The sequence below is a fragment of the Selenomonas sputigena ATCC 35185 genome (genome assembly GCF_000208405.1).
Taxonomy (GTDB): domain Bacteria; phylum Bacillota; class Negativicutes; order Selenomonadales; family Selenomonadaceae; genus Selenomonas; species Selenomonas sputigena.
This window is the reverse complement of record NC_015437.1, coordinates 1,870,389-1,892,676: the sequence shown is the minus strand read 5'-3', so window position 1 is coordinate 1,892,676 and position 22,288 is coordinate 1,870,389. Positions and strand designations below refer to the sequence as shown.

Annotated in this window: 18 protein-coding genes; all 18 read left to right on the top strand. The window is 57.7% G+C overall.

Annotation, left to right across the window (positions count from 1 at the left end):
• Positions 1-323: 323 nt before the first annotated feature.
• Complete coding sequence (locus tag SELSP_RS08720) at positions 324-2,762, top strand: TonB-dependent receptor plug domain-containing protein (RefSeq protein WP_013740944.1); 2,439 nt, start codon at positions 324-326, stop codon at positions 2,760-2,762.
• A gap of 97 nt (positions 2,763-2,859) precedes the next feature.
• A complete protein-coding gene (locus SELSP_RS08715; protein WP_006191262.1) occupies positions 2,860-3,474 on the top strand; it encodes a MotA/TolQ/ExbB proton channel family protein in 615 nt (204 codons plus the stop codon).
• Positions 3,471-3,875, top strand: a complete 405-nt coding sequence (locus SELSP_RS08710) for an ExbD/TolR family protein (RefSeq protein ID WP_006191263.1) — start codon at positions 3,471-3,473, stop codon at positions 3,873-3,875. The genes SELSP_RS08715 and SELSP_RS08710 overlap by 4 nt, the downstream gene beginning before the upstream one ends.
• A 19-nt stretch (positions 3,876-3,894) precedes the next feature.
• Positions 3,895-4,713 (top strand): TonB family protein, encoded by an 819-nt coding sequence (locus tag SELSP_RS08705; RefSeq protein WP_006191264.1) that lies wholly within the window; start codon positions 3,895-3,897, stop codon positions 4,711-4,713.
• 170 nt (positions 4,714-4,883) lie between these two features.
• Positions 4,884-5,399, top strand: a complete 516-nt coding sequence (locus SELSP_RS08700; RefSeq protein WP_006191265.1) for a flavodoxin family protein — start codon at positions 4,884-4,886, stop codon at positions 5,397-5,399.
• Positions 5,400-5,410: 11 nt separating this feature from the next.
• Positions 5,411-7,036: a heme anaerobic degradation radical SAM methyltransferase ChuW/HutW gene (gene hutW / locus SELSP_RS08695; RefSeq protein ID WP_006191266.1), complete on the top strand. Its 1,626-nt coding sequence runs from the start codon at positions 5,411-5,413 to the stop codon at positions 7,034-7,036.
• 283 nt (positions 7,037-7,319) lie between these two features.
• Entirely contained in the window at positions 7,320-8,483 is a 1,164-nt protein-coding gene (locus tag SELSP_RS08690; RefSeq protein WP_155813672.1) for an efflux RND transporter periplasmic adaptor subunit, read from the top strand.
• 18 nt (positions 8,484-8,501) lie between these two features.
• Entirely contained in the window at positions 8,502-11,699 is a 3,198-nt protein-coding gene (locus SELSP_RS08685; protein ID WP_006191268.1) for an efflux RND transporter permease subunit, read from the top strand.
• 570 nt (positions 11,700-12,269) lie between these two features.
• Positions 12,270-12,914 (top strand): amino acid ABC transporter permease, encoded by a 645-nt coding sequence (locus SELSP_RS08675; RefSeq protein ID WP_006191275.1) that lies wholly within the window; start codon positions 12,270-12,272, stop codon positions 12,912-12,914.
• A complete protein-coding gene (locus SELSP_RS08670) occupies positions 12,895-13,671 on the top strand; it encodes an amino acid ABC transporter ATP-binding protein (RefSeq protein ID WP_013740942.1) in 777 nt (258 codons plus the stop codon). The genes SELSP_RS08675 and SELSP_RS08670 overlap by 20 nt, the downstream gene beginning before the upstream one ends.
• A 21-nt stretch (positions 13,672-13,692) precedes the next feature.
• Positions 13,693-14,889, top strand: a complete 1,197-nt coding sequence (locus SELSP_RS08665) for an N-acetylmuramoyl-L-alanine amidase (RefSeq protein WP_006191277.1) — start codon at positions 13,693-13,695, stop codon at positions 14,887-14,889.
• Positions 14,890-14,923: 34 nt separating this feature from the next.
• On the top strand, positions 14,924-16,015 hold the full coding sequence (locus SELSP_RS08660; protein ID WP_006191278.1) for a hypothetical protein: 1,092 nt from the start codon (positions 14,924-14,926) through the stop codon (positions 16,013-16,015).
• Positions 16,012-16,992, top strand: coding sequence for a methyltransferase domain-containing protein (locus SELSP_RS08655; protein ID WP_006191281.1), 981 nt, complete (start codon positions 16,012-16,014; stop codon positions 16,990-16,992). The genes SELSP_RS08660 and SELSP_RS08655 overlap by 4 nt, the downstream gene beginning before the upstream one ends.
• Positions 16,982-17,665 (top strand): glycosyltransferase family protein, encoded by a 684-nt coding sequence (locus SELSP_RS08650; protein WP_006191283.1) that lies wholly within the window; start codon positions 16,982-16,984, stop codon positions 17,663-17,665. Before SELSP_RS08655 ends, SELSP_RS08650 begins: the two co-directional genes overlap by 11 nt.
• A gap of 26 nt (positions 17,666-17,691) precedes the next feature.
• The gene (locus SELSP_RS08645; RefSeq protein ID WP_006191285.1) at positions 17,692-19,797 is read left to right on the top strand and encodes an O-linked N-acetylglucosamine transferase, SPINDLY family protein; all 2,106 of its coding nucleotides are present in this window, start codon (positions 17,692-17,694) and stop codon (positions 19,795-19,797) included.
• A 20-nt stretch (positions 19,798-19,817) separates the two neighbouring features.
• On the top strand, positions 19,818-20,585 hold the full coding sequence (locus SELSP_RS08640; RefSeq protein ID WP_006191286.1) for an NAD-dependent protein deacylase: 768 nt from the start codon (positions 19,818-19,820) through the stop codon (positions 20,583-20,585).
• A gap of 161 nt (positions 20,586-20,746) precedes the next feature.
• Positions 20,747-21,523, top strand: coding sequence for a GTP-sensing pleiotropic transcriptional regulator CodY (gene codY, locus SELSP_RS08635; RefSeq protein ID WP_006191287.1), 777 nt, complete (start codon positions 20,747-20,749; stop codon positions 21,521-21,523).
• 327 nt (positions 21,524-21,850) lie between these two features.
• Positions 21,851-22,264 (top strand): flagellar basal body rod protein FlgB, encoded by a 414-nt coding sequence (gene flgB / locus SELSP_RS08630; protein ID WP_013740938.1) that lies wholly within the window; start codon positions 21,851-21,853, stop codon positions 22,262-22,264.
• The last annotated feature ends 24 nt before the right edge of the window (positions 22,265-22,288 follow it).

The window sequence follows — 22,288 nt, the reverse complement described above, 5'->3', positions numbered from 1 at the left end:
TTTCTATGCTACATAAATATTGTTTATATAAGATGAAAATGGGGAACCTGAAAATATCGAAAAAAACTGGCTAGGATATATTTTCGATTATCGCGATATAATTTGAAATAATGCATATTTATTGAAGATTGCCTGCTTATTTTATGAAAAATCGGTTTGTTTTCTATAAGGAGAAAGAAAAATATTCTCGAAAAAAGCATAAAAAGATATTGACAATCCTTATCCTCAATGCTAAAATACAGAGCATATCATTAATGTTATTTATAATAATGAATGGCGTTCAAGGATGTACGCCGTTCACCTTTGCGAATGGAGGCAATGGAATGAGAATGGGGAACAGGCTGAGAAAGCGCAAGTATGCGGCACTTGGTGCAGCGATGTGGATGCTTTGGGGATCTTCAGCGCTTTGTGCAGCGGGGGGGGACAATGGTTCTTCTTCAGAACGTGTGACGACGGACGCCGTCAATGTCGAGGCGAACTATGAGAAGGAACTTCTCAAGGAGGAGCCGGAGACGAAGACCATCATCACGCGAGAGGATCTCGACCGCAAGGGGGCGCGCACGCTCTCCGACGCGCTGGCTGCCGAGCAGAGCATCCAGATGGGTACGGACAACATGGGGCGCAAGACGATCTCTATTCGCGGCGCGGAGGCTCGCCACACATTGATCCTGGTCGATGGCAGGCGGCTTGCAGGCGGTCTTAGCAAGTTCTACGGCGCGACGGACGAGGCAAACCGTCTCGGCGTCGACAACATCGACCACATCGAGGTCATTCGCGGCTCGGGCACGGCACGCTACGGCGCGGACGCCATCGGCGGCGTCATCAATATCGTCACGAAGATGCCGCATAAGGCGGGCGTCAAACTGATGACGGAAGGCTCGTGGCTCGATCAGGGCGGCAGCCAGTATAACCACAACATTAGTTATGCTACGGGCGATCTCGGAGGCGGGACGTACATGGACTTCTTCTATGGACAGAACAAGACCGCCCCTTTTCTTTACGATAACGATGGGACATCTATGCAGTACTATGGCAAGCGTAATCCGATGGGGGCGCGCGTCGAGTTTACGCTTGGCAAGGATGAAACGCTTACGATTTCTGCGGATCATCAGACGGAGGATTTGAAGAAGGATACGACACTCGGAAGGTTCACGCGCGGCAGAGTGATCGACATGATGGCGGCAGAGGATGCATGGCGCAATAACTTCAGCGTTGACTGGAAGAAGCAGACAAGTCGTGCGGACTATCGCATACGTCTCTATTCGACAGAACATGATTCCGACGTAACTTATCGTGTCTTTGGCAGGGGCATTCCCTATCATCATTTCTATTTTGATGTTTTCAATCGTAAGGACAAGGTTCTGGAGGCGTCGCTCGGTCTCATGGCGAATGACAAGCACTATGTGACTGTCGGTGCGGACTATCATGATGAAAGCGGTGAGGGAACGCGTATCAGAATAAATGGGCAGGAGGCGCGTCAAGAAACAAGAAAATATAGCTTTCCGAATCCGGATGATCCGTCGGATCCCAATATACGTTCCTATACTGGCAATATTTATGAAACTTCTCTGAACTACTACAGCGCCTATGTCATGGACAGTTGGCAGGTCGGGAAGAACCTTCTCGTCGTACCCTCGTTGCGCTACACAAATCACAGTCATTTCGGCGTGAATCTTTCACCGTCCATCGGTGCGACGTACAAGGTTCGTCCTGACCTGCGCGTCAAGGCGAACATCGGCACGAGCTTCGCGACAGGAGGCATCGCCGAGCTTTACCATGACTGGGAGATGTACGAGCCGTCGCTGAATCCGAAGCCGCCGATCCGCAACGGCTGGCTGTTTGAGGGCAATCCCGAGCTCAAGCCGGAAAAGGCGGTCAATATGGATGTTTCTGTCGAAAAGGATTTTGGCAAGAAGACGAGCGCGAAGCTCACGCTCTTCCGCAATGATTATAAGGACTATATGCAGATCATGTATATAGGAGAGAAGCAGAGCAAGAACCTCTATGGCCGCACATATTATGATCCGCTGACACGTTATCCGAGCCTATATGGATCGTATGACTATGACACCCTAGTAGCCATGGTTGAATCCGCTCCCGACTGGCAGTACATTGAGGACAATATCTTAGATGAAATGTCGATGGTGTCAAACGTTCCTGCTACCGACGATGTTTATACCTATAAGAATATCTCCAAGGCACGTACGCAAGGCATTGAAGCGGAGGTGACACACGAGTTTTCGAGCAATTTTAGTATCAAGGCGGGCTATACCTATCTCGACGCTTATGATCGTCAGTCGGGAAAGCGCCTTGAAGGGCGTGGCCGTCACATGTTCAACCTCGCCCTGAACTACAACGACCGCAAGAACGGTTGGCGTGCTACTTTCTGGGGCGACTATACGCGAAACTACCTTGATATTCGTGACCGCATCATTACGGGACGGCTGCTGGATGCAAATGGCAATACAATCACGGAGACGCCTCATTATACATTTAAGGATCCCAATACGGGCGAAGTGTATCATCTTTTCCCCACGGAAACTGAGGCAAATACCCATGTGAAGGGCGGGATTCAGCACGACTTCACGCGCGAGAAGCTTGCCCGCGAGAAAAACTATGGTGTTTGGAATCTGATGTTCGAAAAGGACGTCACGAAGAACGCGACGGTCTATGCGGGCATCACGAATGTCTTCAACACGTACGATCCCTATCTCGGTCTGGGCGGGCGCATCTACCGTCTCGGCATGAGAATGACTTTCTGATGTTTTAAGTTGGCAAGGGGCGCTGCATGATTTACGGCGAAGCTTGACTTCATGCAGCGGCCAAGAATATTTTTAATTTTTAAGGAGTGGTTGACAAATGGAAAACTTTATTCACCTTTTTAACAGCGGCGGTTTCGTCATGTATCCGCTGCTCATCCTCTCGCTGATCACATTGGCGATTGCGGTCGAGAGGTTCTATTATTTCCGCAATAATCGCAAGGGATCGAAGACCTTCTTCCACGGCGTCTACCATGCTGCGGCATCGAAGGATTGGGACGTCGTGCGCCAGCTTTGCTCGGAGTTCCCTTCGGCTTTGAGCCGCGTCATCGAACAGGGCATGGCGCATGATAAGTCGGAAGCAGCGATGAAGAGCGCCTTCGAAGATCGCATGTCGATGGAGTCGATCAGCTTCCATCGCTACCTCGACTACCTCAGTGCCATCGTCACGATCGCACCGCTCCTCGGTCTCCTCGGCACGGTCACGGGCATGATCCAGACCTTCAGCGTGCTGGATAACGGCGGCGGCGCGGCGGCGATCACGGGCGGCGTCGGCGAGGCGCTCGTCGCGACGGCGAGCGGTCTCTGCGTGGCGATCATCGCCTTCTGCTTCTACACGTACTTCGACCATCAGCTCGATACGCTCGTTACGGACACGGAGCGCCTTTGCTCGACCGTCATCGGGGCGAAAAAAGAAAGTTGGGATGAGGCATGAACTTCAGTAAGCATCGCACGGGAAAAAAGCCGGTCTTTATGATCATCCCGATGATTGACATCATCTTCTTCCTTCTCGTGTTCTTCATGATGAACAGCTTGCAGACGGTCGCGCAGAAGGCGCTTGCCGTGCAGCTGCCTCAGGCGCAGAGTGCGTCCGCACCCGCACAGCTGCCGATCATCATGACGCTCGACGAGGAAGGGCACATCACGATCGACAATAAGCCTGTGAGCATTCAGGAATCGGCGACGATCATGAAGCAGCACATGCAGGAGAACGCCAATGCGGCGGTCGTTCTGCAGGCGGATAAGCGTACGGCGCACGGTCAGGTCGTCGCCGTCATGGACATGCTCAAGACTTCCGGGGTGACGCGCTTGTCGATTGCCGCTGAACAAAAGTGAATGAGGGAAGGAAGAAGATATGGAGCAAAACCTTTCATGGAAAAAAGCGTACATTGCTTCCGCCCTGCTTCACGTTGTCATCGCCGTACTTTTTGCCATCGGTCTGGCAGAAATCGTCGCGGAGAAAGAGCAGCAGACCTATGTGGTCGATCTCGCGACTTCGAACTTCAGCCAGGGCAGCGGGCATGAAGGCGGGGGCGGCGGCGCGGCTGCCTTTCCTGAGCCGCTGAAGCCGGAAGAAGTGGCAAAGCGTGTGGAGACGGTGCAGCAGGCGCAGACGCAGACACAGCCGGTCGTAACGGAGCCTGCGCCCGTACAGACTCCCGACGCGGTGCCGTCGCCCACGCCCAGCCCGACGACGAGCGCGCCGTCGAGCGGCGCCCCTTCTGCCTCGTCGGCAGGCGGTACAGGCGAAGGCACCGGTAGCGGCACGGGCACGGGAAGCGGTACAGGCTCGGGCAGCGGTTCCGGCTCCGGCTCGGGGACGGGTGACGGACATGGCTACGGCGAAGGTTCGGGTGCAGGTCAAGGTTCGGGCGATGGCAATGTTTCGGGTACGGGCACGTCGCCTTTCGATGCGGCGGGCTTCCGCGCGGCGATCGATGCGAACAAGCAGTACCCCTACATGGCGATCAAGCGCCGCTTGGAGGGATCGGCGTCGGTTGTATGCACGATCGACACGAGCGGCAGCATCGTCAGCGTCTCGCTCGGCAGTTCATCGGGCAGCGACATCCTCGACGATGCCGCGCTTGAGGCGGCGCGTGCGGTCGGCAGTTTCCCGAATCCGACGGGGCAGACCGTCACGGTTTCGACGCCTGTGAACTTCTACCTGAACTGACTTTGAAGCATCGCGAGCAAAGGTAAGCAGTACAGACCGCAGAGGATGGCGGGAGGAAAGGTTAGAGAAATTTTTCTTCTCGCCTCTTCCCTTTGCGGGATTATATGTTATAATATGAATGTCAAGTCAAGTATATTCATGAATTACATTCAGAAAAAGGAGAATTTTCTATGCGTACGATTGTTGTATATTCGTCCCTTACGGGAAACACGAAGAAGGTCGGTGAGGCGATTGCGAGCGGCCTGCCCGCAGGAACCGAGGCGGTCTCCATCAAGGACGTGCCCGCCGATCTCGCCGACTACGACTGTGTATTCGTCGGCTTCTGGGTTGACCGCGGCACGGCGGACAAGGCGACGGCGGATCTTTTGCCGAAGCTGAGGAACAAGCATGTGGCGCTCTTCGCGACGCTCGGTGCGAATCCGAAGTCGCCTCATGCAGCCGAGAGCTTGGACAAGGCGGCAGAGCTTCTGCCTGAGGGCAAGACGCCTGTTGGCAAGTTTATCTGCCAGGGCGCTGTCGATCCCAAGGTCATTGAGATGATGTACAAGCAGTTCCCGAAGGGTCATGTCCACGGCCAGTCGCCCGAACGCGATGCACTCCATGCCCAGGCGGCGACGCATCCTGACGAGGCGGATTTGGCGGCGGCGAAGAAGTTCGCCGAGGAGACGATGGCGAAGATTTCATGAGGTGAAGCGTAATGGCTTATAAATTGAAAGATATGTTCGATGCCGATACCGAGGAGCAGCGCGAGCTGCAGTTCGGCAGAGCGGCGAACGACCCGCTGACGGAAGCGTTCCCGAGAAAGCGCGTCGTTCATGCAGGCGTGCGCGGCGAGGTCGTGCCGCCCGCTGAGGCGCAGGAGACGTGGCTGCGCATCATGAACACGCCCGCGAAGAAGGGCGAGGTGCAGGCGGCGTACATCCACATCCCGTTCTGCAAGACGAAGTGCCTCTACTGCGGCTTTTTCCAAAATGCCGCGCATCAGTCGGCGGAGGATGACTACGTCGAGGCTCTGATCGAAGAGATCGAGGCGTCTGCGGACGCGCCGCGCCTCAAGGGCGGTCTCATACACGCCGTCTTCATCGGCGGCGGCACGCCGACGTCGCTTTCGGCGGAAAATGCCGCGCGCGTCCTCAGCACGCTGCGCCGTGTCCTGCCCTTGGCAAATGATTACGAGCTGACGCTCGAAGGCCGCATCCATGACCTCGTGCCCGAGAAGATCGAGGCGTGGCTCGCGAACGGCGTCAACCGCATCTCGCTCGGCGTGCAGTCCTTCGATACGAAGGTGCGTCAGTCGCAGGGCAGGATCGAGTCGAGGGAGGAAGTCCTCGAACGGCTCAAACTTCTGAAGTCCTACGAGCAGTGCTCGGTCGTGCTCGACCTCATCTTCGGTCTGCCCGGTCAGTCGATGGAGGTCTGGCAGCAGGATCTCGACGATCTCATTGCCTCGGGCATCGACGGCGCGGACTTCTACCAGCTCAACGTCTTTGAAGGAAGCGACCTCAACAAGCGCATCGCCGAGGGCAAGCTCGATCCTGCTGCGACGACGAAGGAGCAGGCGAAGATGTACGCTTTCGCGCACGATTACATGAAGAAGCGCGGCTGGCGTCAGCTCAGCATGTGCCACTGGGCGAGCAGCAACCGCGAGCGCAGTCTCTACAACGCGCTTGCGAAGAAGGGCGTGCCGATGTTCCCCTTCGGCAGCAGTGCAGGCGGCTTCCTCGAAGGCTACGCCGTCATGCTGCATCGCGTGCTGCAGCCCTACGCCATGCTCGTGGCGAGCAATCAGAAGCCCATCATGGGTCTCGTCAAGCAGTCGGAGATCCAGCCGTTTTCCAACTGCGCCGTCAGCATGTTGGAGCAGGGCTGGATGGAAATCTCACGCCTCACGGCGATGGACGAGCGTCTCGAAGACCTGCGCTGGCTCTATGAGCTTTGGGCAGAGCGCGGACTCGTCGCCTTCAACGGCGTGCAGTACGAGCTGACGGTCGCGGGCAAGTTCTGGGAGGTCAATATCGCGCAGACGACGGTCGAGTGCATACAGTACCTGCTGACGGGCGAGAACGAGATGAGCGTTGAGAGTATCGCGGCGCAGGACAAGAAGCATGGCGAAGCGAAGGAAAAGATGCACGGCGTCGGCATGAACGGCGTGCCGTCCATCGAGATGATGCAGCGCATGCAGAAGATGGCGAAGGGCGGTATGCCGTCCTTGAAAGTGCTCAAGGAGTTCGCTAAGGAAGTCGGCATCCAGGGCATGCCGACGATGGAAGACATGCGGCGTCTTCAGAAGATGATGGAAGAGCGGAAAATCGAGGAGAAATAAGGATTTTCGGGGCGGTGCGGATAGGATGAAGTCCGTCCGATTGGCACGGAATTTCTTCGCGCTTCCTCAGGGCAGGGTGCAGTCGTTTCACGGCTTGCCCTGCCTTTTCTTTTTCTTGACTTTTCCATTTTGTTCATATACTATTGAGAGTTATAAGGGCGGTTTTGCCCTTCCGAAAGGTAAAAAATTTTTGAAGCGCCCCGCAGTCTCGGAAAGCAGGCGAGGGGAAGAAGGGGGCAGAGGAATCTTGTTTTTCCTACAGAAGAAAACGGTCGGTTTTTCCATGTTTTTGGCGGCATCCGTTCTCTCTTTCGCCGTGCTCTTGAGCGGCTGCGGCGGACAGCAGGGCATGCAGAAGGGACCGGCGCAGGTCAAGGTCATGAAGGCCATGCAGCAGGATGCACCGATCACGAGCGAGTATGCGGGTCAGATTGCGGGCAAGGACGAGGTCAAGGTGCAGTCGAAGGTTTCGGGCGCCGTCGTCGAAAAGTATGTGAAGGGCGGCGACTTCGTCACAGCGGGACAGGCGCTCTATCGCATCGACTCGCGTCAGTACGAGTCCGCTGTCTGGCAGGCGCAGGCAGCGCTCGCACAGACGGAGGCGACCTTGAGCAACGCGCGCGTCGATCTCTCGCGCTATGAGGCTCTTTACGAGGCAGCAGCGATTCCGGAGCAGACGGTGGCGACGCAGCGTGCGAACGTCAGCGCCTACGAGTCGGCGGCTGAGGCGAACGCAGCGCTCCTTCGCCGCGCGCAGCAGGATCTTGCCGACACGACGATTTACGCGCCGATGACGGGGCAGCTCGCCGTCGACGATGTTGCCGTCGGCACGTTCGTAACGGCGGGCAATACGACGCTCGTGACGGTCGGCACGAACGATCCCGTCTACGCGACGTTCAGCATCAGCGAGACGGATTACTTGAAGTTCATGGGCGCCGCCATGCGCGGCGAGGGCGCTCCTTCGGCGCATGTGTCACTGACGCTTGCGGACGGTACGGCATATCCGATCGACGGGCGCATCGTTGAGACGGATCGCGCCTTGAAGGACAATACGGGAACCTTGAAGATCAAGGCGCTCTTCGACAATCCCGGCGGCCTTCTGCTGCCCGGCATGTTCGCACGCGTGAAGATCTCGGGCCAGACGGTGCCGAATGCCATTCTCGTGCCCGAGCGTGCCGTGCAGCAGCTTCTCGACAAGTCCTTCGTGATGGTCATGGAGGACGGCAAGTCGAAGGCGCGTACCGTGACGCTCGGCGACAAGGTGGGCAGCTTCTACATCATCAAGGATGGCATTTCGGCGAATGATCTCGTCGTCGTCGAAGGTCTGACGAACCTGCAGGAGGGCGTCGAGCTTTCTCCGACGGAGGTCACGGCAGCCGACATGGGCTTCTCGTTCGAAAACGATATGAAGGCATTCGATTCCAGTGTGAGCACGTTGGGCAAATAGGCATAGGAGGGCATAAGCTTGGCAAAGTTTTTTATCCATCGGCCGATTTTTGCCATCGTCATCGCGCTTTTGATCGTCATCTGCGGCGTCATCGCGGGGCTTCAGCTGCCGATCGCGCAGTACCCGCAGATCTCGCCGCCGACGGTCACCGTCGGCACGATGTATACGGGAGCGAGCGCGAGCGTCGTCAATCAGACGGTCGCGCAGATCATTGAAGATCAGGTCAACGGCACGCAGGGCATGGACTACATGAGTTCCAACTCGGACGACACGGGGCGCTACAGTCTGACGGTCACGTTCGAGACCGGATCGGACGGCGACATGGATTCGGTCAAGGTGCAGAACAATGTCGCCGTGGCGACGGCGAGCCTGCCCGACGACGTCAAGACGGTCGGCGTCACGACGAAGAAGGCGTCGAACGACATGGCGATGATGGTTTCCATCTATTCGGACAGCGACCTCTACGACAGCACGTTCCTCAAGAATTATGCGACGATCTATCTCCTCGATAAGATCAAGCGCGTGCACGGCGTCGGTGACGTCCAGATCTTCGGCTCGGATTACTCGATGCGTGTCTGGCTCAATCCCGACAAGCTCGCAGAACTCGGGCTCACGGTCTCCGATGTCGCAGCCGCGATCAAGGAGCAGAACATGCAGGCGCCGGCGGGTACGATCGGTGCGATGCCCGTGCCCGAGATGCAGGAAAAGCAGGCGACGGGCAAGGTCAACGGCCGTCTCGTGACGCCCGAGCAGTTCGGCAATATCATCGTGCGCGCCGCAGGCGATGGCAGCTTCGTGCGCCTCAAGGATGTCGCGCGCGTGGAGACAGGCGCGAAGACGAACAACATCATCGCCAAGGCGAACGGTCATCCGGCGCTTGCCATGGGCGTTCAGCTCACGAGCGACGCCAATGCCATGCAGACGGTCGCCGCTGTCAAACAGGTCATCGACGAGGCGCGGCCGAACTTCCCCCCCGAGATGCGCTGCGATACGATCGTGGACAGCACGAACTATATCCGTGAGTCCATCACGGAGGTCGTCCACACCTTCGTTGAGGCGCTTCTCCTCGTCGTGCTCGTCATCTTCGTCTTTTTGCAGAGCTGGCGCGCGACGCTCATACCGCTCTTAGCTGTGCCCGTATCCTTGATCGGCACGTTCATCGCGTTCATCGCGCTTGACTTCAGCATCAACACGTTGACGCTCTTCGCGATGGTTCTCGCCATTGGTCTTGTTGTCGACGACGCCATCGTCGTCATCGAAAATGTCGAGCATCACATGGAGGAGGGTCTGAATGTCATCGATGCGACGGAGCGCGCGATGGACGAGGTGCAGGGACCTGTCGTGGCGATCGCCTTCGTGCTCGCCGCCGTCTTCGTCCCCGTCGCCTTCTTGGGCGGCATGATGGGCGTGCTCTACAAGCAGTTCGCCCTGACCATCGCCATTTCCATGGCAATCTCGGCCTTTGTCGCCCTGTCCTTGACGCCGGCTCTTTGCGCTTTGATCTTGAAGCCGCACGCGAAGGACAAGGAAGACAAGAAGGGCATTCTCGACCGCTTCTTCGCCGGTTTCAATACGTGGTTTGACAAGACGAAGAGCGGCTACTTGGGCATTGTCGCCAAGATGATTCGCAAGTCGCGCTTCGCCATTCTCTTCATGGTGCTCGTCTGCGCCCTTACGGCGATCGTCTACAAGAACATGCCATCGACCTTCGTACCGGATGAAGATCAAGGCTTTTACATCGTTTCCGTAAGTCTGCCGCCCGGCACGTCGACCAACGTCACGCAGGAGAGCATAGACAAGGTGCAGGCCTCTCTCAAGGAGCTGCCCGGCGTCGATATGGTCATGGCTATCAACGGTTTCGATATCCTGTCTTTCGGCGCGAAGTCGAGCGCAGGCACGATCTTCGTCGGACTCGATCCGTGGAGTGAGCGCACGACGGTGGAGACGAATATCAACATGCTCATTGGCAAGACCTTCGGCATTGGCGCGAAGGTCGCGCCTGAGTCGCAGGTGATTGCGTTCAACATGCCGGCTCTGCCGGGACTCGGCATGGTCGGCGGCTGGACGATGCAGCTGCAGGATATGTCAGGGCATACGGATGAGGAGCTTGATGCGATCACGAAGCAGATCGTGCAGGCGATGAATCAGCGTCCCGAACTGCAGGGCGTGCGGACGACATACAGCATTGACTCGCCAGTCTATGACTTTGAGATCGACCGCGAGAAGGTCAAGCAGCTCGGCGTGCAGATGAGCGATGTGTTCACGGCTCTGCAGGTCAATTTCGGCGGCTATCAGGTCAATGACTTCAATCAGTTCGGCCGTACCTACAAGGTCATGATGCAGGCGGATATGCCGTATCGCTCGGAGGTTGAGGCGGCGCGCTTCATCTTCGTCAAGTCGAACGCGGGCACGATGGTGCCGCTTGACACGCTCCTGAAGCCGAAGCGCGGCACGGGCGCACCGATCATTTCGCGCTTCAACGCGGCGCGTGCCGTTCAGATCCAGGGCAATGCAGCCTCGGGCTACAGCTCGGGCGACGCGATGCGTGCGGCGGAAGAGGTCGTCTCTGAGGTGGCTCCTGCGGGCTTCAACATCGAGTGGTCGGGTCAGAGCCGCGAGGAGAAGACAGCGGGAAGCTCGACGCTGCGCGTGCTCGCCTTGTGCTTTGTATTCGTATTCCTTTGCCTCGCGGCTCTCTACGAGAGCTGGAGTGTGCCGTTTGCCGTACTCCTGACAGTGCCTACGGGCATCCTGGGCGCACTCCTTTCCGAGTACGTGCTCGGCATGGGCGGCATGATCCTGTTCCACCACATGAATGCAGGGCTGCAGGACAGCATCTACATGCAGATCGGCATCATCATGATCATCGGTCTGGCGGCGAAGAACGCGATCCTCATCGTCGAGTTCGCGAAGGTGCGCGTCGACCGAGGCATGGAGCCGGTCAAGGCGGCGATCGAGGCGGCGGGCCTGCGCCTGCGTCCGATTCTCATGACGAGCTTCGCGTTCATCATCGGCTGCCTGCCGCTTGCTCTCGCAACGGGTGCGGGTGCTTCTGCGAGAAACGGCATGGGCGTCGCCGTCGTCGGCGGCATGCTGTTTGCGACGATCCTCGGCGTGTTCCTGATCCCCGTGTTCTACGTCATCGTGGCATGGATTTCCGCAAAACTCGGCACGCTCAAGCAGGCGAAGAAGAAGACGCCGCTCGATTATATGTGATAGTGTTGGAAGATGCGGCTTGCTGCACTTCCTAAAAAAAGAAGCCGTCCTGCGGGGCGGCTTCTTTTCATGTAATCTATACATACAAATGTTCGCTTCAATAGCGCGAGACGGCAAAATATGATATACTGTACAAGTTGCCGCCCCTATACATGGCAATGGAAAGGGGGGTATCGGTGTCAATCATCACATTCATTCTCTCCATCTTGGCTGGCGTAATTGCCAATTACGTTAGCAAACGGCTCGATGAGAGGGAGACCGACGGCGATGAGCCTAGGGATTAAGCCCACCTGCAATAAGGGAACAGAAAGACCCCCAAGGTGCAACTTGGGGGTCTTTCGTGTATCGGTTATGACAATCATCACATTTGCCACCCGTAGTATAGCATATTTCGCTAATCATGTGCAAGTCGTTTTTCCAGCGGACGGCTGACGCTTCGTGCGTTTTCCTATGCTACATATCTATTTTCTCCTAAAAATATGGGCGAAAGGGAAAATTTGTGATAAGATAGAAGGGCAATCGTCGGAGCGGCGCAAAAAGCGATGCTTCCGAAAATAAGGAGAGAAATCTATGGAACAAATCATGGGGACGGCGCTCTTGATGATGGAGGGCGCACAAATCACGCTGGAAATCTTCTGCGTGACGCTCCTCTTGTCACTGCCCTTGGGGCTTCTCGTCGCGCTCTGCCGCATATCGAAGCTCGGGCCTTTGTGCCTTCTGATGGAGTTCTACATCTGGCTCATGCGCGGCACGCCGCTGATGCTGCAGCTTCTCTTCGTCTACTTCGCCCTGCCGATGGTTGGCATACGTCTGCCCGACATCGCGGCGGCGCTCCTCGCGTTTACGCTCAACTATGCGGCGTACTTCGCGGAAATTTTCCGTGCGGGCATCCAGTCGATCGGGCGCGGGCAGTATGAAGCGGCGAAGTCTCTCGGCATGACGTACACGCAGACGATGCGGCGCATCATCGTGCCGCAGATGATCCGCCACGTCCTGCCGCCTGTGAGCAACGAGACGATCAACCTCGTCAAGGATACGTCGCTCATCTACATTCTGGCGATGAACGATCTCCTGCGCGTGGCGCGTACGATCGTGCAGCGCGAGTTCGACATGACGCCGTTTTTCGTGGCGGCAGTCTTTTATCTCGCGATGACGTTCGTTCTGACGTGGGGATTCAAGAAATTGGAGGCGTACTATGGCAAGTACGATGAATGAGCCGGCAATCCGCATGCACGGCATCCATAAGAGCTTCGGGGCGAATGAGGTGCTGCGCGGCATCGATCTCGTAGCGAAACGCGGCGAGACGCTTTCCATCATCGGGCCTTCTGGCTCAGGCAAGTCGACGCTGCTGCGCTGCATCAATCGGCTTGAGGACATCGACAAGGGGTCGATCGAGATTGATGGGGACTTCCTCGCTGCAGAGAACGAGGACGGTCATACGGAGTACGCTTCGAGCGGGAAGTGCCGCACCCTTCTGTTGAAGATGGGCATGGTCTTTCAGCAGTTCAACCTCTTCCCGCACATGACGGTGCTGCAGAATCTGTTGGAGGCGCCTGTCGAGGTCAAGGGCATGAAGCGCGAGGAAATCCTGCCGACGGCGGAGGAACTTCTCCGAAAGGTCGGGCTTTTTGACAAGCGCGACGCCTACCCTGCACGCCTGTCGGGCGGGCAGCAGCAGCGCGTCGCCATCGCGCGTGCCCTCGCCATGCGGCCCGAGATCATGCTGTTCGACGAGCCGACGTCGGCGCTCGACCCTGAGCTTACGGGCGAGGTCTTGAAGACGATGCGCGAACTAGCGGCAGAGCACATGACGATGGTCGTCGTGACGCATGAGATGGCGTTCGCGCGTGAGGTGTCACAGCAAGTGGTGTTCATGGCGGATGGTACGATCGTGGAGCAGGGAAAGCCCCGAGACCTTTTCCAACAGCCGCAGGAGGAGCGCACGCAGGCGTTCCTGCGCAACATGCTTTGAGGTTTGACAGGAGGGTTTCGCATGAACGTGTCGTTTCGTTGGCTTTTCTTTTTCGTTTTCGCTTTGGGCGCGTTTTTCTTGAGCTTCTTGGCACCTCCGACGGCGCAGGCGGCTTCTTTGGCTCAGATCAAGAATGTGCGCGTCCATGCGGACAAGGAGAAGGTGCGCATCGTCGTCGATGCGGACGGCGAGGTTGACTACAAGTCGATGACGCTCGCCTCGCCCGGGCGCGTCGTCGTCGACATTTCGGGCGCACGCCTCGCGCCTTCCGTTGCAAAGAGCCAGAAGATCGAGAGCCGGTTCGCGACGAAAGTGCGCCTCGGGCAGTTCGATCCGACTACGGTGCGCATCGTCGTGGAGACGGAGATGTATAAGAGCAGCAGCAATTACGACGTGTTCTCTCTGGAAGGCGGCCCTGTGCCGTACCGCGTGGTCATGGATTTTGGCAATCTTTCGGGCAGTGCGGGCAGCAGCGCGTCCTCCGCAGGAGGAGCTTCTTCGGGCGGTTCGAACATCGACTTCGAGCGCGGGAGAAATCCGTCGGGCGAAGTGGAGACGGCGGGAGGATCGGATGATGCGTCTTCCGCAGGGTCGGCCTCCGTGCCGGCACGCCCGAGAAGCCAGAGCAGCGCAGCGCCGGGCATTGACGGCAAGCGCATCGTCCTCGATCCCGGGCACGGCGGCAGCGACACGGGCGCCATCGGGCCGACGGGCGTGACGGAAAAGAGCATCGCGCTCCGCATCGCGAAAAGACTCAAGGTACTCTTGGAAGCCGAGGGGGCAGAGGTCATTCTGACGCGCACGGAGGACACGGAGGTTTCGCCGAAGAAGGCGAAGGCGACGGATGTGGAGGAATTGCAGGCTCGCTGTGACATCGCGAATCAAAATTCGGCGGACATCTTCCTCAGCATACATCTCGATGCTTTCTCCGGGCCTGAAGCGCACGGCACGACGGGCTACTATTACGAGAGAGGGTCGGCTGACAGCACGCGTCTTGCCGACTGCGTCAAGCGCGGCGTGCTGCGCCGCCTCGGTACGCTCGACCGCGGCACGAAGCCGTGCGCCTTCTATGTGTGCCGTCATACGGATATGCCCGCGATGCTCTTGGAGACGGCCTTTGTTTCCAATCCGCGCGAGGAGCAGATGATGAATTCGGAGGAGGGCGTGGAGAATGCCGCGCAGGGCATCGCGGCAGGAATTGCCGAGTATTTCCAATGAGATGGAATGCGTTTGCTGCAGTGGGAAAGCCACGATGAGAAAGGAAGATTTCATGGAGAAGAAGGCGAGATTGGATGGAATCCTGATGGGCGAGGAGGAGCGCAGAAAGCGCTTTTATCGCCGCGCACTGCCCGAAAGCCGCACGCTCAAGGAGGCTCTGGGCTGCCTGTCGCGCGAAGAGCTGGACGACTTGGCGTACAACCTCTGCCTGGAGGGGACGGAGGGCATGACGCTGCCTGCGCTCATCGACACGCTTTTGCCTGCCGCCGTGCAGTTTGCCGAGCGCTGGCTGCCGTCGGCGTTTGAGGAGCAGTACCAGGCGTTTCGCCATATACAGGAGAAGGGCGGGCTTGCCGATGACTTCCGCGAGGACGATGTGCGCATCGACTATCTGTGCGGACTCGGCATCATGGCGGTCGGTGCGGATGGAGGCAAGCTCTATTGGTACATGCCGGAGGAGATGGCCGAAATCTTTAAGAAGCTCGATTCCGCAGCTTATGAGGATGCCGTGCGTCTCAATACGGAGATCATGCGCCTCGCGACGGGGCTTCTCTTCTACTATGGCTTCCTCGACTACGACAAGCTTTTCGCCATGGTCAACGCGTATCTCGAAGAGGGTCAGCGCCTTGAATTTTCCGCCTTCATGGGCGTGATGCTCAACGGCTCCTGCTGGCACAAGGAAGTCGTCGGCACGGAGCGAGGCTTGGCATATCATACGCTTTTGAGTGCGCCGTGGCTCGAGAGGGAGCAGAAAGAGAAGGAGGATCTTCCTTTTGCCGAGATTTCTTACGGCAAGGTTTACGATGCGGGAGAGGAGGGCTATATCGAGGCGACGCTCGCCTACAAGAAGCTCGCGCAGTTCTTCATGGCGAAGCTCTCGATGGAGGTTCTGCAGGCGGCGGAAGCCGTCGGGAAAATCCTCCTGCTCTTCCAGAACGGCGGCAGCATGAAGGACGTCGCCGCGTTTTTGGAAACGTTGGGCAAGCTTGACGATGAGGCGGCAGAAGAGGAGATGACGAAACTCGTGATCGCTCTGCACGCGACGACGCGCCTGTGGCGGCTCAAGGGTCATACGCCGGATGAACTCAAGGAGAATGCGCGCGAGATGGCGCGCAAGATGCATTGAGGGACGCGGGTGAAGAGCGAGGCGATCTCATGGAATACGGCGGCGGCTTGCTGCGCTTTCTCGCGCCGACGTGCTCCGCTCTCTCCGTGCTCGTCGTGGAAAGCCTCGCCTATCTGCCTAAACTGCGCGAGATGATGCCCGCCGCTGCTCTCTTCGCCGTGACGGCGGAAACGGATGCTGCCGATGCACCCGAACTTCAGGGGCTTGACGTCTCGTGGTTCTTCCTCGACTACCGCGATACGCCCCTGCCGTTTGAGAGAGAGAGTTTCGACTATATCCTCGCCGACCGCTGTCTGGAAACGGCGGGAAATCCGCAGGACATCGCTGCGGGGTTCGGACTCTTCCTGCGGCCGACGGGCTATCTCCTGACGAGCTTCTTGAACGTGCGCCATTGGAGCGTCATCGAGGATCTGCGCGACGGGCATTTCTATGCGATTGTGCGCCGTCTCTTCGCTCGCCCCGAGATGGAGACGCTGCTCGCGGCTTCCTTTTATAAGGAAGTCTCTTTTCTTCCCGTATGGCGCGAAGCGCCGCAGGGCGTGATCGAGCACTTGGAAGCGGAGGGATTTGAAAATCCGGGGCGCGACTTGGAAGCGAAGTTTTGGCTCTGCCGTGCGCGGCGGACCTCGGACGAGGTCGCACCGCTGAAGGAGTGCTTCACGCCCGTCGTGCGACGAACGCTCGTGACGCTCCTGCGCCGCCTTGAGTACGGCATAGAGGCAGAAGAAAATGCAGCGGCTCTCTGGCAGCTTTGCCGCGAGGAAGGAATCTTCCTCGAATACCTCGTGGATTTTGCCGCGCAGACCATCGTGCATCAGAAGGATCTCCTGCGCGTGCTCCTGCAGACGGCAGAGCCGCAGCTGGCACGAGAGCTTGCCGAGGCGGCACGGCGCAGGCTTCCGCGTGCCGAGGTGCGGGAGGCCTTGCAGGAACTTGCGGCAGAAAGTGCGAAAGGAGCGGCGGAAGATGAAGGATGAGAGGGCGATCGCCTTCATCACCTGCGTCAACGATGAGGCATGGTACGCGGAGTGTCTGCTCTACCTGCGCCATCTGCGTTTGCCCGAAGGCTTTTGCGCCGAGTACATCGCCGTGCGCGGCGCCGCGTCGATGGCGGCGGGGTACAACGAGGGCATGGCGAGGTCGCGGGCGCGCTACAAGGTCTATCTGCATCAGGACACCTTGCTCGTCAACAAGGATTTTCCACGGGCGATGTTGAATATCTTTGCAGATGAGAGCATCGGCATGATCGGCGTCATCGGCTGCCGTTCGCTGCCCGAAAGCGGCGTGTGGTGGGACGGGCTTCGCTGCTATGGACGCGTGCTTCACGCGTGCGAGGCGGAGAGCATCGTCGACACGCGCATGAGGGAGCCGGACGGCGAGAGCATCGACGTCGAAGCGGCGGACGGACTCTTCCTTGCGACGCAGTACGACGTGCCCTGGCGCGAAGATCTTTTCACGGGCTGGCATCTTTACGACACGTCGCAGTGCAAGGAGTTCTCCAGGCTCGGGTTTCGGACGGTCGTGCCGAATCAGGAGGCGGGATTTTGGTGCATCCACTGTCCCGTGGAGAAGCCGCTCGCCAAAAGCTATAAGGAGTATCAGAAGATCTTTCTTCGAGAATACGGCGCGGAATTGTGCCCGGAGGTTTAGACTATACTTGTTGGAGCGTGTGCTTTATGGACGACAAAGAGAATTGGATCGGAATAGCCAACCGATTTGCAAACCAGGGCGATTTTCGCGGCATGCGCGCTTCGGCGAAGGAGATTCTGCAGATCGTGCCGGAGGACGCGGACGCCTATGCCATCATGGCAGAGGCGTCTTTCTATATGGATGAGCGAGAGAGTGCGAAGGAGTATATAGCGCGTGCCGAAGAGCGCGAGCCGGGGAATTTGCGTGCGCGTCTCGTACGCGCCGCATTCTTCTCCGCGGACTTCGCCTTGGAGGAGGAAATCAAGGAGCTTCTCTCCATCGTGCAGGCGACGGAGAAGGTCGCTGAATCGCTTTGGACGCAGTCGCTTCGCTACGTGCGCTTCAAGGCGCTCGCGTGGCTCTCCGACGCGTGGCTTCTCGCGGCGGAGCCGGAGTTTGCCATGAACACGCTTCTGGCGGCGAGTGATATGCTGACGGGCGAGGAGGCGGCGGAGTGCTACAGCAAGGCGCTCTTCTGCTCGAATTACCGCACGAGGACGCCCGCTGAATCCCTGCGTCTCCATCGCGGCTATGAAAAATTTTTCGAAGGCGTCAAGATCTGTCATCCGTATCGCACCGAGGCGGCAGAGGCGGGGGCATTGCAGCCGAAGGCGGCGCTTTCCGTCGGGGAGGCCATGGCGGCGGCCAGATCGGAAGCCGATCACGAGCGGCGCGGTGCGGCGCTTGTGGCGCAGCAGGCGAAGCAGGAACGCGAGCCTCTTTCGCGTCTCGCGCAGAAGGCCTTGCCGAAGCCGCAGAACGAGGATTCACTTCGTCTATGGGCATGGGAAGCGCGGGCAAATCAAAGGCGCATGGAAGAGGAAAAGGAGTACGAGGCGTTCAAGAAGGAATTGGAAGAGGAGCGAAGAAGCAAGGAGCGGCGAGAGGCGCGCGCCGCCTCGCTTTTTAGCGGCGCACGCCTTTCGCTGTCGCCGGCGCAGAGAACTCAGCCGGCTGTCCGCATCCAGCCGACGGCGCCGCCCATGGAAAAGAGGCGCACGCGCACCTTCAGCCGCAAATTGCGCATCGGCTATATCTCGCCCGATTTCCGCCTTCATGCGGCGGCATATTTCTTCATGCCGCTCGTGCGCGATTTTGACGCCGCTTCTTTTGAAGTCACCTGCTATGCACGGGGCAAGCGCGACCGTGTGACCTCGCTCTTTCGCCAGAAAGGCGTACGGTGGAAGGACATCTCGCGCCTTTCGGCGAGGGATGCGGCACGGCTCATCGAGAGGGATGGCATCGACATTCTCGTCGACCTCGCCGGGCACACGCAGGGAAGCGGTCTGCCCGTGCTCGCCCGGCGGCCTGCGCCCGTGCAGCTGACGGCGATCGGCTACATGGCGACGACGGGGCTTCGTGCGGTCGATTACTTCCTTTCCGACATCTATTGCTCGCCGTGGGACATGGGGGCGCGTGGCTTTTCAGAGAAGGTGCTGCGCATGCCGCACAGCCACCTCTGTTATGTGCCCGTGCTGCGCGATATGCCGAAGAGCGGCGGGGAGGCGCCGTTTGTGAGGAACGGCTATATCACGTTCGGCAGTTTCAACAATTTCTCCAAGGTGTCGGACGATATGCTCGCCTTGTGGCGCGGCGTGCTTGAGCGCATGAAGGGGGCGCGGCTCGTCGTCAAGAGCAAGATCTGCAGCATTGCGGCGGGCAGGAAGATCGTGAAGGAGCGTCTGCAGCGCTTCGGCATACCGTTCGCACAGGTCGAGCTTCGTCCGTACAGCCCCGATTATCTTGAGCAGTACACGGACATCGACATCGCGCTCGACACCTTCCCTTATACGGGCGGCGTCACGACGTGCGAGGCGCTCTACATGGGCGTGCCCGTCATCACGAAGGCGGGCGGCACGCATGGCTCGCGCTTTTCGACAAGTATCTTGGAAAATGCGGGGCTTTCACAGCTCGTAGCGCGAGGCGATATGGAATATGTGCGAAAAGCCGTGGAGCTTGCGGACTCGCCAGACATCCTGTGCCGCCTGCATCGTGACCTGCGCGCGCGCATGGAAACTTCGCCGCTGATGGATGTGAAGGGCTATATGAAGGACTTGGAGGATATATACCGCGAAATCGCTGATGACGTTTGAATTTGCAGGATGCACGGAAAATGGCAGAAGAGGGGGCGAAAGCAATGGAGGATGAAAAGATCGCCGTATTCCAGAATCTATTGAAGGAAAGTGACGACATCGTATTCTTCGGCGGCGCCGGCGTTTCGACGGAATCGGGCATTCCCGATTTTCGCAGCGCCACGGGAATCTACAGCAAGATGCTCGCACAGCACGTTTCTCCCGAAGAGCTTGTCTCGCATACGTTTTTCGAGCGCTGCCCTGAGGAATTCTTCGATTTTTACCGCAAGCGGCTCGTTTATATGGAAGCCAAACCGAACGATTGTCACAAGGCGCTCGCCGCGCTTGAGCGCATGGGAAAGCTCAAGGCCGTCGTCACGCAGAACATCGACGGACTGCACCAGGAAGCCGGCTCTTCGCGCGTGCTGGAACTGCATGGATCGATCCGGCGCAGTTACTGCATGGACTGCCGTGCGTTTTACGATGAAAGATTTCTGCAGGCGAGCGAGGGAGTGCCGCATTGCACGAAGTGCGGCGGCATCGTGAAGCCGGATGTCGTGCTCTATGAGGAAAGCCTCGATGCCGATGTGCTCGATGCCGCTGTACGTGCGATTTCTGCGGCGGATCTCCTCATCGTCGGCGGCACATCGCTCGTCGTCTATCCGGCGGCGGGACTTCTGCGCTGTTTCAAAGGCAGGCGTCTCGTGCTCATCAACAAGACGGCGACGAAGGCGGACGAAAGGGCGGATCTCGTGATTCACGATTCCTTGGGCAAGGTGTTCCGCGAGGCGATGGCTGGGGTGATATGAAAGCGTGAGCGTTCTCTCGTGCCATTGACGAAAAAATCGAGAAAAATTCAACATTTCTTTCCCGCATCTTTGATTATTTAGAAAAATGTGTTAAAATGAAGATGCAGGCAATAGCCTGAATTTGGAAGTCGTATTGCCGTGGAGAAAGGAATGGAATTTGCATGGCGACATTACTGGAGAAAACGAGGAAGATCAACCGTCTGCTGCAGCGCGCAGAGAGTGTCGAGTACGACAGCATATCGCGCGTCTTGAGCGCGGTGATCGATGCGAATGTCTATATTGTGAACAAGGCGGGCAAGATCTTCGGTCATGCCTTCATCGATGATTTCGAGTGCGACTTGATGCTCGCGAATGTCGTGCAGCAGGGGAACTTCCCCAAGCGATATGTGAGCTGGCTCTTGAAGATGGACGAAACGTCGCCGAACTTGAAGTCAAAGACGGGAATCTGCGCCTTCACGGAGGATACAGACTGTCGATTTGAGGGAAAGAACACGACGATCGTGCCGATCTATGGTGTGGGCGACCGCATCGGCACATTGATCATCGCGAAGTATGACACGGATTTCACGGAAGCCGATCTGATTCTTGCCGAGTACGGTGCGACGGTCGTCGGCATGGAGATGCTGCGCGACCGCACGCAGCAGATCGAGATCGAGGCGCGCAAGAAAGCGACGGTGCAGATCGCCTTGGCGACGCTCTCCTTCTCGGAGGTCAAGGCGGCGAAGAGCATCTTTGCCGAACTGGAAGGATCCGAGGGACTGCTCGTCGCCTCGAAGATTGCGGATCGCGCGAAGATCACGCGCTCCGTCATCGTCAATGCGCTGAGAAAATTTGAGTCGGCGGGACTCATCCAATCGAAGTCGCTCGGCATGAAGGGGACGCACATCAAGGTGCTCAATCCCTATTTGCTCGAAGAACTTCAAAGGGTGGAAAACTGAAGAAGCAAGGAAGGGGGCAGCTCCATGCTGAGGCATGAACCTGCCCCTTTTTCTTGCCTCGTATAGGACTATTTTACAGTCGTTAAAAAAAACTGAGAAATGGAGTGAATACTTTTCGATTTTATGGTAGAATAGAAAGTGCAAAATTACGATGGATAAATTTGTTAATCATGATGCATAGATTTGAGCAATGATTTTCAGCCTGTACGCGAAGCGCGGTTGCTTTTTGCTTCGCCTTTTTGAAAAAAAGAATTTCGGCAGGAGAGGATTTTTTCTCATTCCGTCGAACTTTAGAGAGAGTTAAGGGAAAGGATGTGGAACACCGCAATGCTGGAGCAAATCGTAGGCAACAGGGCGCTCGACGTCATGCAGCGCGGTATGGGGGCAGCGAACCTTCGACAGGAGGTCATCAGCCACAACATCGCCAATGTCAACACGCCGAATTTCAAGAAGAGCAATGTCGTATTTGAGGATCTTCTCGCGAAGGAGCTTGACCTCGATGCTGAGGGCGGTCTCAAGATCGTGCGCACGCATGATCGCCACATGCCCATCTCTTTCCGGGGCAGGGCTTTGGCGAAGATCGAACTGGACAAGTCGTCTTCCATGCGCTACGACAACAACAACGTGGACATTGATGTCGAGATGGCGTCTCTGGCCAAGAACAGCCTGTATTTCAATGCTTTGGCCAGGCAGGTCGGAGCCGGATTCTCTCAAATGAGAAGCGTCATTAACGGACAGTGATCGGTCGGACGCGTGATGCAGGTT